The 14,385-nt window shown below is 58.7% G+C and carries 12 protein-coding genes; 1 reads left to right on the top strand and 11 read right to left on the bottom strand.

Annotated elements, in window-relative coordinates; all coding sequences use genetic code 11:
* Positions 1-160: 160 nt before the first annotated feature.
* Positions 161-3,670 (bottom strand): glycosyltransferase, encoded by a 3,510-nt coding sequence (locus KHN93_RS10450; RefSeq protein WP_212579633.1) that lies wholly within the window; start codon positions 3,668-3,670, stop codon positions 161-163.
* A gap of 441 nt (positions 3,671-4,111) precedes the next feature.
* Here KHN93_RS10450 and KHN93_RS10455 point away from each other — a divergent pair, with 441 nt between their 5' ends.
* Positions 4,112-5,026 carry a hypothetical protein gene (locus tag KHN93_RS10455; protein WP_146092500.1) on the top strand — a complete coding sequence of 305 codons (915 nt, stop codon included), beginning with the start codon at positions 4,112-4,114 and terminating at the stop codon, positions 5,024-5,026.
* A gap of 337 nt (positions 5,027-5,363) precedes the next feature.
* Here KHN93_RS10455 and KHN93_RS10465 read toward each other — a convergent pair whose 3' ends face one another.
* The 10 genes from KHN93_RS10465 to KHN93_RS10510 form a co-directional block, all read right to left on the bottom strand.
* Positions 5,364-6,734, bottom strand: coding sequence for a polysaccharide pyruvyl transferase family protein (locus tag KHN93_RS10465; protein WP_104559722.1), 1,371 nt, complete (start codon positions 6,732-6,734; stop codon positions 5,364-5,366).
* A gap of 27 nt (positions 6,735-6,761) precedes the next feature.
* A complete protein-coding gene (locus tag KHN93_RS10470) occupies positions 6,762-7,979 on the bottom strand; it encodes an FkbM family methyltransferase (RefSeq protein ID WP_104559330.1) in 1,218 nt (405 codons plus the stop codon).
* Between the two features lie 14 nt (positions 7,980-7,993).
* The gene (locus tag KHN93_RS10475; protein WP_212579543.1) at positions 7,994-8,617 is read right to left on the bottom strand and encodes an LbetaH domain-containing protein; all 624 of its coding nucleotides are present in this window, start codon (positions 8,615-8,617) and stop codon (positions 7,994-7,996) included.
* Positions 8,607-9,752 (bottom strand): aromatic ring-hydroxylating oxygenase subunit alpha, encoded by a 1,146-nt coding sequence (locus tag KHN93_RS10480; protein WP_104559332.1) that lies wholly within the window; start codon positions 9,750-9,752, stop codon positions 8,607-8,609. The genes KHN93_RS10475 and KHN93_RS10480 overlap by 11 nt, the downstream gene beginning before the upstream one ends.
* Positions 9,753-9,755: 3 nt before the next feature.
* Positions 9,756-10,409 carry a NeuD/PglB/VioB family sugar acetyltransferase gene (locus KHN93_RS10485; RefSeq protein WP_008575938.1) on the bottom strand — a complete coding sequence of 218 codons (654 nt, stop codon included), beginning with the start codon at positions 10,407-10,409 and terminating at the stop codon, positions 9,756-9,758.
* Positions 10,406-11,140, bottom strand: a complete 735-nt coding sequence (locus tag KHN93_RS10490; protein WP_104553486.1) for an SDR family NAD(P)-dependent oxidoreductase — start codon at positions 11,138-11,140, stop codon at positions 10,406-10,408. Before KHN93_RS10490 ends, KHN93_RS10485 begins: the two co-directional genes overlap by 4 nt.
* The gene (locus KHN93_RS10495) at positions 11,137-11,901 is read right to left on the bottom strand and encodes an SDR family NAD(P)-dependent oxidoreductase (RefSeq protein WP_055826828.1); all 765 of its coding nucleotides are present in this window, start codon (positions 11,899-11,901) and stop codon (positions 11,137-11,139) included. Before KHN93_RS10495 ends, KHN93_RS10490 begins: the two co-directional genes overlap by 4 nt.
* Positions 11,898-12,935, bottom strand: a complete 1,038-nt coding sequence (locus tag KHN93_RS10500) for a ketoacyl-ACP synthase III (protein WP_212579544.1) — start codon at positions 12,933-12,935, stop codon at positions 11,898-11,900. The genes KHN93_RS10495 and KHN93_RS10500 overlap by 4 nt, the downstream gene beginning before the upstream one ends.
* Positions 12,936-12,939: 4 nt before the next feature.
* Positions 12,940-13,161 (bottom strand): acyl carrier protein, encoded by a 222-nt coding sequence (locus KHN93_RS10505; protein WP_008575943.1) that lies wholly within the window; start codon positions 13,159-13,161, stop codon positions 12,940-12,942.
* A 64-nt stretch (positions 13,162-13,225) separates the two neighbouring features.
* A complete protein-coding gene (locus tag KHN93_RS10510; protein WP_212579545.1) occupies positions 13,226-14,335 on the bottom strand; it encodes a DegT/DnrJ/EryC1/StrS family aminotransferase in 1,110 nt (369 codons plus the stop codon).
* Between the last annotated feature and the right edge of the window lie 50 nt (positions 14,336-14,385).

Below are 14,385 nucleotides of genomic sequence, written 5' to 3' on the forward strand. Positions count from 1 at the left end.
GGTGAGGGCACCGCGCCCTCGACCGACTCAGCGTTTGAAGGGGCCAAACGACGCTACGACTCCACATCAGTGTCGCTGCAAGCCGATTGAATCGGGCCGGCTTTGCTTGGCCTGATGACACCATGCCCGGAGCCGGAGCCCGCGCCGCGGCCTCGATCCACTAATCCGGCAACCACGCCTCGCGCCAGCGATCAAGATTGCTTCCGGTCAGCATCCAGTCGCGGCGCACCACGTCACGCAAGGCCGCGCCCTTTGCCGCCGAAGCGGCCGGGTCGGCCAGATGCTCGCGGATCGCGCCGATCCAGTCACGGTAGCGGTTTTTCACCAGGGTCACCGGCAGGTTGCCCTGGTAGCAGCGCACATCGCTGGCGATCACCGGATAGCCGCAGGCGCCGTATTCGAGCAGGCGCAGATTGCTCTTGCACTCGTTGAACAGGTTCTGTTCCACCGGCGCCAGCGCCAGATCCAGATCCAGCGCCGCCAGTGCGGCCGGGTAATGATCGATCGGCACGCCAGGCTGGAACTGATGGATGTGCTGGCGCAACGCGAACGGGTACATCCCCATGAATACCCATTCGACCTCGTCGGCCAGCTCGCGCACCACATCGGCGATCAGTTCCAGGTCGCCGGTGTGACTGACGCCGCCGGCCCAGCCGATGCGTGGCTTGCCACCCTGGCGTTGCCTGCGTTCGCTGCGTGCGGGCAGGTGCTCCCACCAATGCGGTGGCAGGCGGTTTTCGGCCACGCGGATATCGCCATGCAACCCGGCGAACGTCTCGGCCAGGGCAGGGGTGGACACCACGAAGCGATCCACCATGCCCAGCCCGCGCCGCACGGTCTTGAGGATGTCCTTGGGCATGTGCTCGCGATGCGCGTTCTTCAGCGGCAGGTTGGGCAGGTAGTCGTCCAGCTCGTAGACCTTGAACGCGCGCGACAGCGCCTGCATGCGCCGCATCGCTTCCAGTCGCGGCTCGCCGACCTGGCGTTGCAGGATCACCACGTCGGGATCCTGGCGTGCCAGCTCGCTGATCTCCAGATAGCCGTTGAACAGCACGCCTTCGACCATGCCGGCTTCGCGCAGGGCGCGCAGCGGCTGGATTACCCGGTAGTGGCCGCAGCCTTCGATATCGGCGGGCAGGGCGATCATCGTCGGCAGCGGTCGCCACGACTGCAGCGGCCGCCAACTGGCGCGCGGGTCGGCCAGCTGGAAGCCGGCGCCGGGATCCAGCGAGAAGCCCGGGTTGTAGGCCGGGTCGTTGGCCATCAACGGCAGCCAACGCGCATACATCGCTTCTTCGTCGAGTGCAGTGGCGGGCGTCGCGTCGGGCGGGTCGATCAGCAACTGCGCGCGCGCGGCGTAGACGTTGAGATAGCCGGCCTGCTGCAGGCGCAGACATAGATCGACATCGCTCCATTGCGCCAATGCCGGTTCCTGCGCAAAGCCGCCGGCGTCCAGAAACAGCTGGCGCGGCAGCATCAGGCATTCGCCACTGAGCGCGCTGTAGTTCTGATCCAGTTGCAGGCGCTGCAGATAGCCCGATTCGTCGAACGCCGCACCTGCAAAGGCGCGCGCCGCTGGTGCCCCCAGGCCCAGCAGCAGGCCGGCGTGATGCACGGTGCCGTCGCCGCGCAGCAGCTTGCCGGCCACCGCGCCGACCTCCGGGCGCAGCGCGTGGTTGAGCAGCTGCGCCAGCCAATCGGCCTTGATCGCTGCGGCGCCGGCCGCCAACCACAGCAACACCTCCCCACGTGCCTGCTCGGCCGCCGCATTGCAGGCCGCCTCGCGCGAGGGCGCACCGTCGAAGCGCAGCACGCGGATCTGCTGCAGGCCGAGGTTGTCGATGCCCGCCAGCCAGTCGCGCAACCCCGGCTCGGCGCTGTCGCCGCGATCCAGCAACAGCAGCTCGTAGTGCGGATAACCGGTGTTGGCGAGCACGCTTTCCAGGCAGCGCTGCACCTGCGCCAGGCGTCCATCCACCAGCACCAGGATGCTGACCAATGGTTGCTGTGCGTGCCGGTAATCCACCGCGTGCCGGCCGGGCCCGTTGCTACTCACCACCGCGTCCACGTACCCGCGCGCGGCAAGATGGCGGCTGATGGCGCGCTGCTCGTCTTGGTCGCCATGCCGCGTGGTGGCCGATGCCACCAGCAAGGGTTCGGCGATGTGCTGGATGCAGGCCAGGCCATAACGCTCGACCAGCCCAAGCTGGTAATCCAGTTCGAAGGCGTCGCTCGTTTCTGTTGCAAAGCCGCCATCGGCCACCAGCGTCTGGTGCCGGAACAGCCAATGCCGCGACATCGTCGACGGTGAACTCAGCAACATGTCCAGATACAGCGCCGGCCGCATCGCCAGCCCCAGCTGACCGCCGTCCAGCGCGACCACTTCATCGGCGTAGATGGCCTGACACGTGTCCGGCAGCGCGAGCATCTCCAGCGCCAGCATCAGCAGGCCGCTGGCGGTGAACAGGCTGCCGGCCTGGACCAGCAGCACCCAGTCGATGGACTGCTGTGCGGCGATGGCTTGGTTGAGTGTCGCTGCCAGGCCTTGCGGGCCGATCAACACGCCGCGCTCGCCGTGGTTGGCAGCTTGCTCCGGCGAGCTGCTGATCACCCAGGTCTGCTGGTTCCGATAACACGCCACCGCCGCCAGGCTGGCCTGGGTTGCGGCTACCGCCGCCGCATCGCCGTCGCTGTCGACCACGGTTACTGCGATCCGCGGGCCGCCCGCATGCGCCTGCAGGCGCGCATCGATCAAGGCGCGCTGCACGGTGCTGGGATGACGCACCCCCAACCAGGTGGCCGGCGACACGCGCTCGGCCATTCCTGCGCTCTGCATCAAGGCGTTGACCAGATCCACCGACTTGAACACCCGCGCCTTGTGCGGGCTGAGCGGGGCGACACGCACCTGGCGATTGTCGCCGCTCTCGCGTCGCCAGCCGAGTTGGCGGATGCCCTCGCGAAAGTCCTCATGCCCCTGGTCGCCGATGCCGGGCTGATCGCGGCCGGCCTGACTGAACTGCGCGCTGGAGACACGAAACTGCGTGAGCGGGCTGGACAGCAGGGCCAGGTTGCCGTGACGCAGCAGCTTGACATAGATCGCCAGGTCGCCAACCCAATGGATGGCTTTGCCGTTCAACATCATCAGCTCGCCACCCAGCGCCACCAGGTCGTCGCGCCGTGCAAGCACGCAACTCGGCTCGCCGATGAAGTTGATGGCATGGTCGGCCAGGAACGACACCAGCTCCGGCCCATCGATCAGCACATCCTCGGCAAACGGGAGGCTGGTGGCCAGGATGTCCGGCAATGGGGCGCCGTCGTCGTCGATCCGCAGCCGGCGCGAGGACGCCAGCGCGGTGCCGGGGTTGCGCTCCATTGCGCCGACCAGCTGCGCGACGCAGTCCGGCTGCAGCACGTCGTCGTCGTGCAGGAACTTGACGTACTCGCCCTGCGCCAGGCCGATCCCCTTGACCGTGCTGCCGAGTTCGCCGAGGCGGGGGGTATTGCGGTGGTAGCGGATCGGAAATGGGGCGTCAGCCAGCCTCGACGCCAGCACGGCCTCGATGGCGCCATCGCCGTTGTCGTCGCAGATCACCAGCTCCAGCGCCGTATAAGTCTGCGCCAGCACGCTGTCCAGCGCCTGCGCGAAATAGCGTGGCTTGTAGGTCGGCATGACGATGCTGACCAGAGTGGTAGAAGTCATGCAGAGCGGACCGTGTTCGAGGATTGGAGGATTGGAGGTTTGGGACTCATCGCATTGTCGAGGATTCGGCAACTAAGCGTATACAGGCAGCGGAGCCAGAGCGGTCCGTTGCTTGAAGTACTCGTGCTTTGATCGCCTGCGCGAGGTGCTGAGTTCAGCAAAGCCTGTAATGCGCATATGCACGGATGCTGTGTCGAGGCGAATCTTCAACTGAGGACTGGTTCCCAATAATAGAATTAGGTCAATGATAAATTGAAGAAGGAACAATTTTCCGTTGAATTTTTCCATTTATATATAATGTCCACTAACGGGGTATTGGCATGAAAAAATCTCACACTTCAATTAGAGCGATAGTGCCAAAAATTTTTAATATCATTTATTTTGAACTATAAATCCACGGAATTTAACACCATGTCTGATTCAATATCAGGTGCCAATATTTATGTGAAACGCGGAACGCGTGCGCAATTTGATGCTGCTGCCACAGCTGGTGAACTCGCTGCCAGCGAGCCGTATTTCATCATTGATGAAGGTCGGTTCGCGATGGGTACTAGTGCAAACAGCTATGCCACTTACGCCATTGCCTTGACTCAGGATTTGTCTTTGTATGTCTCCACCACCGGTAGTGATTCAAACGATGGATTAAGCGCTGCGACTGCGTTTCAGACCATCCAGCGTGCTGTGAATGTGGTTCGAACGCGCTACTCATTGTGTGGATATGCAGCAATTATCAATGTTGCAGACGGAAATTACGTGGAAAATGTTGTGATGGGCAGTGTGGCAGGTGGCATCGTAAGACTTGTAGGTAGCACATCTGCTATTTGGCGTAACACAGCAGGATACCTCCTCACGGTTAGTGAGGGTAGCAGGGTTTCGGTGTCCGGTTTCACTTTTGGCGGCGGAGGTACAGTAAATGGCATATTGATTAGTAATAGAGCGTTGTGCAGTTTCCTAGGTGGTCACGTGTTTGCAGCAATGACCGGTTTCCAAATCGTCGCAATTTCCAATGGCGTCTGCTACGTCAACGGTAACTACAGTATCACTGGAGGTGGTATTTACCACTATGGGGTGTATGATGGTGGTCAGCTAATTATTGGTAGCATTACCGTTGCACTGACAGGTACGCCGGCTTTTACTGCCTTTACTAACGTTGGTCGCGTTGGCAGCATAAATGGCGGTGACAACGTATTTACATTCTCCGGGGCGGCCACGGGTCAGCGATATCAAATATACACAAATGGAGTGATTTGGATTAACGGAAAAGGTCCAAATGTCTTTCCGGGAAATGCAGCGGGATTCGTTACTGCCGGTGGTACTTATTACTGACGTCAGAATTTGTAAAGGCTGTTAGTTTGTGAAGACCAGCATTCCTCATTCAGAGGGGCGATTTTCCAAGCTGGTGCGCTGCTAGCCCAGCTTGTCTACGCGCTGCCGGAAATCGGTATGACCTTACTCTTTAATGCTTATCTGGTTGCTGGTAGCGAACGGGGGGAGGGCGCTACCAGCAACTTGGACGCTACCACCGCCTCAATGGCGGCAGGGGCATCGGCGTCACAGATCACCAGCTGCAACGCTGCTTAGGTTTGCGCCAAAACGCTATCCAGCGCCTGCGCGAAATAGCGTGGCTTGTAGGTCGGCATGACGATGCTGACTAGATTCGATTTCACGTGGCTTTACCCGTAGATCGGCTGAGATAATCCAAATACTCCTTGCGCGTCAGCCCTGGATAGCGCCGTCTAAGGAGTTGGAATTTATCTACCAAGCGCCGAGACATCTCTCCGCCATGCTCTCTCCGAACAACGACTTCGCGGTCCAGATTCTCTACGAGTTCGGTGTAGGCTTCATGTAGCTCAGCTGCAACCGAGGGGCTAGTGCTTTTCTTTAGATCCGGAAATTCAAAGCAGGGTTTGTCATGAGGCACAGTGCAAGGAACAAGGCCGACTGCGTCGAGAAAATCAAGAAATTCCTTGTGCAAAACCGGGTAAGCGTCGTTCATTTCAGAGAGGTCGAGGTTCTCGAAAACTTCACGGATGTTGCTTCGGCTGTGAATGGTAGGGTCATAAGGGATGCGGAGGTATTCGCAAGTTTCCCTGGCCCTGGAATCCGGGTTGGTCACAATGGCGGGGACGCCGCTATTAATCGAGAGAATTCCGGAGTGAAGTCGGGTTCCAATCGTGAGGCAATGGTTGTTGCTTTTGAAGAACGTGGCCCATCGGCTGTAATCAGAGAAAAATTCCAGCCGTCCAGCCATGGCCTTGGCCAATAGTTGGAAGGACGTGGGTATTTCGTTGAGATTGAAAGGTTGCGCTGTGATGTTGCGGGTCGATGGCAGCGCTTTTTCAAGATAGAGCAAGTTGATGAAATACAATTCATCCTGCAGCAGATGGGATGTCCTCGGCAGCCCGGAATTGAAGAATGTGGCCGTAGTGATGACCTTGTCCGCATCCCACGGCTTTTTTTGCAGATCCCGGGTGGGTCCGTTCTCGAAATAGCTCGGGCAGCCAATCACTCTGACGTTCTTTATGCCAAGGCTATTCAGGATCTCGGCGGAATAATTTCCGCGAACACCAATTAGCTTGGACTTTTCAGAGAGAAGGGAGAAATTTCGCTTTTGATTGGGGCTGAGGCGCTCGGCCAGGTTCGGGTCGTAGCCGTTGAATGAGTTCGCGCAAAGGCTCACCGGCACGATCGGGATCGTGATTTTTTCAAGAAAGTGCGTGATTCTCTCAATAGGGAGGCCCGAGAAGTCCTCCCGGATGTCATCCTTCATCGTCCAGACAAGATGCGAATATTTTTGGTTGATCTCTTCTGCAAGTTGATCGGAGAGCTTTGCCTCAAGCGCGTTAGAGATGTGGTCAACTTTCACCGGGCGCCCGAACAGCGCTTTCAAAAAGCCGTAGGCGATATAGCCGTTTCCTATATTCTGGCCTCTGACATTGTCTTGGGACGGCCCCATGCCTTTCAGGAAATCCGACATTTCCAGGGATTCAGGAAGGGCTGAGTTGAAAAGGAAAATCTTGCTTGGGTCAGTCATCGATCCGCTCATTTTTAAGGCAGAGCGTTAATAAAAATAAAGGCAGGTATCCCAGCGATCCGGCGTGTGATGGCGCAGGCCGATCCTGTAATCCGGGTTCAGAGATAGGGCAAAATCGCTTAGATCTAGCAGGTCGGTAGCTCTGTGGTAGGCGGAGATCGCCATCTTGGGCTTGCACTGAACAATCGCATTCTGCGCACCTTTCAGTGCCGAAAGCTCCGACCCCTCGATGTCCATTTTGATGAAGGTGGGTGCATCGTCGATGACATCGTCGATGCAACATACGTCGATCATGTCTGCCGGTTCGCAATCCTCACTCGAAGGCTTGACGAAGCCGCCGTGGCCACCCTCATGATTGAATGGGACCCTGCCTGTTGTCTGGCCTACGCCGCAGTCATGCAGACTGATTCTGGACGCCAGAGCTGTGCCTTCGTAGCGGCGCAGTACGTTCTTGAGTGTGCCGACGTTGATCCGATCGGGTTCAATCATCCAAGAACGCGAGAATTGGCCTTTGGTGGCGCCAATCAGGCCTGCGAGCGACTCGCCAATCGAGGCGCCGCAATCAACCATCTTTTCTCCGCTACCGAATTGCAGCAGGCCGGAGCGGAAGTACAACGTGGTGTAGGGGCGTTCGATTTCGTGGTAGTACTCGGGGTCACAGGTCAGGTGGAAGTTGAGGACAGAGAACAGGGTTTGTGCCGAATAGGCATCGGAAAAGCGTTCTGCCAGGCGCTGAAACCTGGGAATGTTGCGCACGATCTCCCGTCCCCAATCGTCCACCCGGAAATCTACACGCCCCTGTAGACCGAAAGCGCGAACGGCCTGTTCAAAGTTGATATGAGCAATCCCGTGCTGCCTGCAGACCTGGTCAAAAAATCGCTTGGGTCCGTCATATCGGCAGGTGTTGAGGGCGATGATGTCGCCAGACTTGGCCAGTTCGATGAACCTGTCCGTCGAGATGATCGGAGTGCCGTAATACAGCGCACCGGAGTGATAGCGGAAGTCGTCCACCGAGGCGATCACATTGCAGTGCCGGTCCTGCTTCAGGTTCAGCAAGTGCGCGCCGAACCCCCCGGTTCCTAAAACGATCACCTTGACTTCGTCGCCAAATTTGGCAATGAGGTGGCGAACGTCCTCGGGAATACCGAACATCGGATCACCAGTCAGGCCCTCGGCGGCGACCTGAAACGTCTCTTCCGATGCCTGCGGGTCAATATTTAGTTTGAATTGGATAGCGGTTTGCATGATTGGTCCCCGGCTCAGGCTTCATAAACATGGATTGGAGTGTCGTAGCGGGCGTGGAAATAGGTCTTGGCCAGCACGTCCTCGCAGTAGACACGTGGCCAGCCAAGTTCGCAGCTTCGGCCCACCTTGATGCCTGCGCGCACGATGGCGCCGGTACGCAAGATGCTGTTGCCGCCGATCTCGACGCCCGCGCCGATTTGCACACCATTCTCTATCCAGCATGACGATTTAACGCGGCATGCGGGTCCCAGGTGCGTGCCGGCGTGGATGACGGTGTTGTAGTCGATCCTGCACCCGTGCCCAACGACAGCATTGGCACCCACGAATGCGTTGAGACCAATGGCCGTGTCAGAGCCGATGGCTGCGCTCGGGTGGATGAAGGGTTCGAGCTTGAAGCCACGCTCCATCGCTGCCTGCATCAGTTCCATGCGCTTGAAGTTGCCGAAGCGTTCGTCGAAAGCCACGAACATGGCCCCGTCGGTCGGATTCAGTCCATCCAGCACGTCCAGATCGAATTCGTGTTCCGAGTCCTGTGGTACATCGATCCTGATGACCGTCTCGTCCTGACGCGCGTGCTTCCAGGCATGAAAGGCCAGATCGAGGTATTCGCTGCCGCCGATGATCCACCTAGATCTCATGTTCGGTCTCCATCAGCACCGTGTACCAGCGCTCAACCAGGCGATTCATTGATTCATAGGCTCCCTGGGTGGGTAGCGGGGCGTCTATATGCAGTGCCGCCTGCACCCGCTCCATGATGTCCACGTCTTCTCCCACTACCACCTTGCTGCCGTGCATCTGCGCAAGCAACACTTGGCTGGAAGAACCGTAAGGCTGTTTCTTGCGCGCGCTGAACCAATAGATTTCCAGGTCGGTCCGGTCCGGTGCGACGGGGATGTGGTGTTCCAGAGTGAAGGAATAGCCCCCGTTGGCGCTGGCGATATGCAAATTCGGGAAGGCAAGCCAGTTAAAGTAGGCGTCCTGCTTGCCCCAGCGTTCCACTTTAGCGTGCCAGCCGAAATGCTTAAGGTTGGGGATGGTGGCTTCCGGGCCGCCGAAACTGAAGCGGCGCATCTCGCGCCTCAGCGCTACGGGCGACGTGTCCTGCAAGGCCTCCATGGACTCCTTGGCTTGTTCCTCGTTTACCTGGGGAGTGAAGTTGACGCTTTTGGCCAGGGTCTTGGGGTGGACAAAGCGCGGGTGGTTGGCGTCCCGCAGATTCTCGTAGGCCAGCTTCCAGTTGTACCGGCCATGCCATGTGGTCACCATGACCTCAGTGTCATAGGCGTTGGAACTACTTTCCAGTAAGGCGATGAAGTCTGCCGAAAACTGCTCCTCGATTGGCATGGGGTCTGGATCGAGGTTGACGAACAACAGGTTGCCGATGGCGCGCAGCGAGAATTCGCGCAGCTTCAAGTTGGCCTTTTCACTATTGTCCAGGTGGTAGATCGCATCGCAGTCCGGGATGTTCTTTACCCGGCCTTGTTCGTCGTAACTCCAGGCGTGGTAGGGGCACACCAAAGGCCGGCAACCGAGAGCAGCGGTTTGAATCAGTGCACTGCGGTGGAGGCAGACGTTCTCGAACGCACGGATTTGCCCGTGGAAGTTCTGGATCACCAGAGGAACACCCGCGATCTTGCGTGTGATAAAGCAATTGTGATCCTTCAGCAGCGTTTTGAGTCCTGCGAACAACCAGACCCTACGGAAGATCTTGCGCTGTTCGCAGTCAAAGATTTCCTGCGACAAGTAATACTTGGGGTGCATCCTGGAGCGCATGGATCAGTCCATCTTGATGTTCTTGTGGAATACGATCTTGGCCGGATTGCCAAACACCGTGGCGCCTGCCGGCACATCCTTCAGCACGACCGCACCGGTGCCGACGACAGCGTGCTCACCTACCTTGACGCCAGGTACTAGGGTGGCACGTGGGTGCACGACTGCGAAGTCGCCTATCTGCACACCGCCTCCCATGAAAACCTGTGCACCCACATGAGCATAATTGCCAATGCGGACATCGTGTCCAATCACCGACCAAGTGAGCAGATTGGCAAAATCCCCGATCCACACATCGGGGCCAACGTGTACCTGGTTGCCGAGAAAGCAACCTGTGCCCAGACGCACGCGGCGACTGAGGTGCGCCTCGGTGCAGATTGGGATGAACGCGGCCCCCTTTGCAAGCAGCGGTTGAATGTATTTATGCCGTTCCAATGGGTCGCCTTGCGCGCAGACAAAAGCCTCGTTGCCACGCGGCACGTATGTCAAAGGGTCACCGACGATGGGTACCCCGGTATCGAAGCCATCGAGAATATGCTCGCGGCTGTCCAGGAATCCGGTGACTTCCCATTCCTTGCGATGTGCAATATCACCTTGCATTTGCTCAAGAACCTCCCGGCCCCAGCCGCCTGCCCCGACGATGAGCACGGAATAGGTCATAGGACAGACCCACCGTCCATTACCAAACTGGTCCCGGTTACCCAGCGGCTGGCATCGGACAAGAGATAGATCGCAGCGTTCGCTACGTCCTCTGAGGTGCCCAAACCGAGCGGGTGGCGTTTTCGCTGTGCTTCCAGATGGGTTGCGTCCCAAATGGGCGTTATGACCGCAGAGGGAGACATGCCATTGACCCGTATCTTGCGTTTGGCCTGCTCCATGGAAAGGCAGCGAATGATGCCGAGCAGGGCTGACTTCATGGCCGAATACGGTCCTACCCCGGGTGTGCCGATATGGGCCGCAGTGGAAAGCATGAAGACGATGGAACTTTGAGGCGCAAGAGCGTTGGCCTGCAACAGCCGCTGGGTGAGCATGACAGGGGCCAGGAAATTTACCGCATAGACATCGGTCATGAGCTTCTCGGTCAACTGCCTGATAGGGCTCAAGCGCTGCCTGCCAGCGCAGTGGACCAAGCCATCTAGGCTGGAAATGCCCTGTACTAGTCGTTCACGGCCTTCGGCTTCGGTCAGGTCGGCCAGCACTTGAACGTGGCCTTGGCCATTCAACAAGTTGTAGGTTTCCTGCAGGCGTTCTGCATCCCGCCCGGTGATGACCAGGCGCGCCCCACGCCGCGCGCAGGAAACAGCGATTTGCCTGCCGATGCCCGATGAAGCGCCTGTGACCAAAATGGTCTTGCCATCCAGTGAAAAAGCGCGTTGCGCCGCGTTGGTCATGCGTAGATGTCCATCGGTACAGAAAAACCGCCATCAAGAATGAAGTGGTTGCGCGTGATCCAGCGGCTGGCATCGGAAAGATAGAACACTGCTGCATAAGCCACGTCTTCCGGCTCGCCCATGCCAAGTGGCGTCAATTCAAACAGGCTGTCCATATTGCCGCCGCTTCCCTGCAAGCCATCCAGCAAGGGAGTGCGTACATAACCCGGTGCAATGCAGTTGGCGCGCATGCCTTGCTTTGCTACTTCCATGCCAAGCGAGCGCATCATGCCCAGCAGGGCGCTTTTGCTGGCAGCGTATGCGCTGCTTGCCAGTGGGCCGATATGCGAGGCAATTGAGGCAATGAATAGCAGGGATCCGCCCGGCGCGATCTGCTTCTTCGCCAATAGGCCTCGCGTCAGTAGCATGGGTGCGTAGGTGTTGCTTGCAAATGTCTCGTCCAGGTGCGCTTGACCGATCATTCGAAAGGGGGTCAGCTTGGACATGCCAGCTGCGTGCGCCAAGCCGTTGATGACACCGCTCGCAGCCACCACGTGGTCAATACCCTCCTGTACCGCCAAGTCCGCCACCACTTGCGTGTGGCCTTGGCCGTCCAGTTGGTTGAATGTGGCTTGCAAGCGCTCGGTGTTGCGTCCGGTGATGACAACGCTCGCTCCCATCTGTGAGCAAGTGATTGCAATTTGACGACCAATACCCGATGAAGCACCAGTCACCAGGACGCGCTTGCCTTCTAGGGAAAACGGATCACGCTCGGCGTTCATGCTTCGATCAGTGCCGGAAAAGCCGCGTTTTCGACGTCCACGATCGCCGTGCCCCACGACAAGCCGATACCGAAGCCGGCAAGCAACAGTCGGTGCTTGGCATTGATCAGCGTATCGTTCAGGCGGACGGTCATGGTGACGGGCAGGGAGGCGCCACTGGTATTGCCGAAGTCTCGCAAGGTTGACGGAACTTTCTCCGTCGGCAGCGCCAACTTCTTGCGGATGGTTTCGTTGATCATCTTGTTGGCCTGATGGAAAACGAAAAAATCAACGCTGTCCTTATCAACACCAGAATACTCAAGCAATCTTTCCACCGCTGGAGGTACTCGCTGGGTCGAGAAACTCAATACGGCAGGGCCATCCAGAATGAGTTCACCCGGCCAATGCAGCACACCGTTCTCGTCACGTGTAGGAGAGATATGTTGGGGGCCGTAAGGCTCACGATGTCCGCCTATGGGCAACATGATGGCTCGGTAGCCGCTACCGTCGCTGTTCAAATCGAAATGCATGGGTGGTGCATTCTTGTCGAACTCCAGCGCCGTGGCGGTGCCCGCGTCGGAGAACAATGGGTCCAGAAGCGTGGCCGAGCGGTCGCCGACCAGCAGAAGCGCCTTTTTGATGGTGCCCGCCGCAATCATGCTTCCCACCAGGTGTAGGCCAAAGGGATAGCCGGAACAGCCGAGATTGACATCAAAGGCGATAGCGGTCTGCGGCAATTGCAGCCGGTGCTGCATGATGATGGCCGTGGCCGGGATGGGGTAGTCGGGTGATTGCGTCACGACAATCAGTGCATCGATTTCTTCCTTATCCCATTGCAGCTCTGCAAGCAGCTTTTCCGCAGAGATGAGCGCCAAATCGGAAAATGTCTGCCAGCTTGGGCAAATGCGACGAAACTCGATGCCGATGTTACGCACCAGACGCTCGCGTTCTGAGCGCATCTTCGGCGGGCAATCGGTCAGGTTGGAAATGATCCGCTTGGGCACGCAACTCGCCATGCCCGCAAAACGGACATTGCTAAGAGTGGACAGTCCCATGGCTTTACCCCAGCAGTTTGTGAAGATCGTTTAAGGTGGCGCAGTTCTTGAGATCTTCGCCGGTAATGACCTTTCCGTAATCCACGTCGAACATGACGATTACCCCCAACGCGGAGAGCGAATCCCACTCAGGCAAGTCGGCCAGTGCGGTGTCCATGGTGACCTCCACCGGCTCCTGGAAGTCGGTGGCGGAGAGGAAGTTCTCGATAAATGTTGCCTGGGTCATGCGAGCTCGCCTGGTTGCCTGTTGAAGAGATGGGAGTCTGAAATGCAGGTGCAGCGTGTTGCGATCATGTTGCGTGTGCGCCGGCGATCAGATCGGCAATGGTATCGACCTGGTCGCGGGTCAGGCCAGGAAAGATCGGCAGACACAGTACCTGTGCGGCCACCGAGCGCGCGACCTGCAGCCATGCCGGCGCCGAGGAGGGCAGGGCGCGATACATCGGGAAATCGCTGATCAACGGATAGAAGTACCGCCGCACCAGGATGCCGTGCTCGCGCATCAATTGGTACAGCGCATCGCGCGACAGTGGGTAGTCGTCCTGCACCAGGATCGGAAAGTATGCGTAGTTGGCATTGGCGTGATCGGGCCGTGCCACGCAGCGCACGCCGCGAACATCGCTCAATCGTTGCCGATACTGCGCATCGATGGCGCTGCGCTGGGCGATGGCGTGATCGATGTGCTTGAGCTGCAGCAAGCCGAAGGCCGCGCTGATCTCATTCATCTTGCCGTTGATGCCCGGCGCCACCACCGTGGTCTCATCGACGAAGCCGAAATTCTTCAGATGCCCGATGCGCTGATAGGTTCTTTCGTCCGGGCAGACGATGGCGCCACCTTCGAAGGTGTTGAACACCTTGGTGGCATGGAAGCTCAACACGCTCAGGTCGCCATGGCGCAGGATCGAGCCACCCTCATCGCGCACGCCGAAGGCATGCGCCGCGTCGTAGATCACCTTGAGGTTGTAGATGTCGGCGATGCGCGTGATCGCAGCGGTATCGCAGGCGGTGCCGTAGCAATGCACCGGCATGATGGCGGTGGTCTGCGGGGTGATGGCCGCTTCGATCTTGGACGGATCCATGTTGAGCGTCACCGGGTCGATATCCACAAACACCGGCGTGATGCTTTTCCACAGCAGCGAATGCGCAGTGGCCACGAACGAGTAGGGCGTGGTGATCACTTCCCCAGTGATGCGCAGCGCCTGCAGCGCGGTGATCAACGCGGTGGTGCCGTTGGTCAGCAAGGCCAGGTGCGGCACACCCAGGTACTCGCACAACGCGCGTTCGAGCGCGTGATGCATGTCACCGCCATTGCTGAGAATGCGGCTGGACCAGATCTGCTCCAGATAGGGCAGAAATTCTTCCAGCGGCGGCAGCAGCGGACTGGTGACAGGGATGGGCATCAATGCCTCGGCAGGTGCTGGTGAATGTCGGGATTCCGCCGCAGCCGGCG

The organism is Xanthomonas arboricola pv. juglandis (genome assembly GCF_905367715.1).
Taxonomy (GTDB): domain Bacteria; phylum Pseudomonadota; class Gammaproteobacteria; order Xanthomonadales; family Xanthomonadaceae; genus Xanthomonas; species Xanthomonas arboricola.

Coding starts and splice junctions, on each gene's coding strand:
- KHN93_RS10470 (WP_104559330.1), bottom strand. CDS start 7,979: ATGCAAACCGCTATCCAATTCAAACTAAATATTGACCCGCAGGCATCG.
- KHN93_RS10490 (WP_104553486.1), bottom strand. CDS start 11,140: ATGACCAACGCGGCGCAACGCGCTTTTTCACTGGATGGCAAGACCATT.
- KHN93_RS10480 (WP_104559332.1), bottom strand. CDS start 9,752: ATGCGCTCCAGGATGCACCCCAAGTATTACTTGTCGCAGGAAATCTTT.
- KHN93_RS10500 (WP_212579544.1), bottom strand. CDS start 12,935: ATGGGACTGTCCACTCTTAGCAATGTCCGTTTTGCGGGCATGGCGAGT.
- KHN93_RS10510 (WP_212579545.1), bottom strand. CDS start 14,335: ATGCCCATCCCTGTCACCAGTCCGCTGCTGCCGCCGCTGGAAGAATTT.
- KHN93_RS10475 (WP_212579543.1), bottom strand. CDS start 8,617: ATGAGATCTAGGTGGATCATCGGCGGCAGCGAATACCTCGATCTGGCC.
- KHN93_RS10495 (WP_055826828.1), bottom strand. CDS start 11,901: ATGAACGCCGAGCGTGATCCGTTTTCCCTAGAAGGCAAGCGCGTCCTG.
- KHN93_RS10465 (WP_104559722.1), bottom strand. CDS start 6,734: ATGACTGACCCAAGCAAGATTTTCCTTTTCAACTCAGCCCTTCCTGAA.
- KHN93_RS10455 (WP_146092500.1), top strand. CDS start 4,112: ATGTCTGATTCAATATCAGGTGCCAATATTTATGTGAAACGCGGAACG.
- KHN93_RS10450 (WP_212579633.1), bottom strand. CDS start 3,670: ATGCCGACCTACAAGCCACGCTATTTCGCGCAGGCGCTGGACAGCGTG.
- KHN93_RS10485 (WP_008575938.1), bottom strand. CDS start 10,409: ATGACCTATTCCGTGCTCATCGTCGGGGCAGGCGGCTGGGGCCGGGAG.
- KHN93_RS10505 (WP_008575943.1), bottom strand. CDS start 13,161: ATGACCCAGGCAACATTTATCGAGAACTTCCTCTCCGCCACCGACTTC.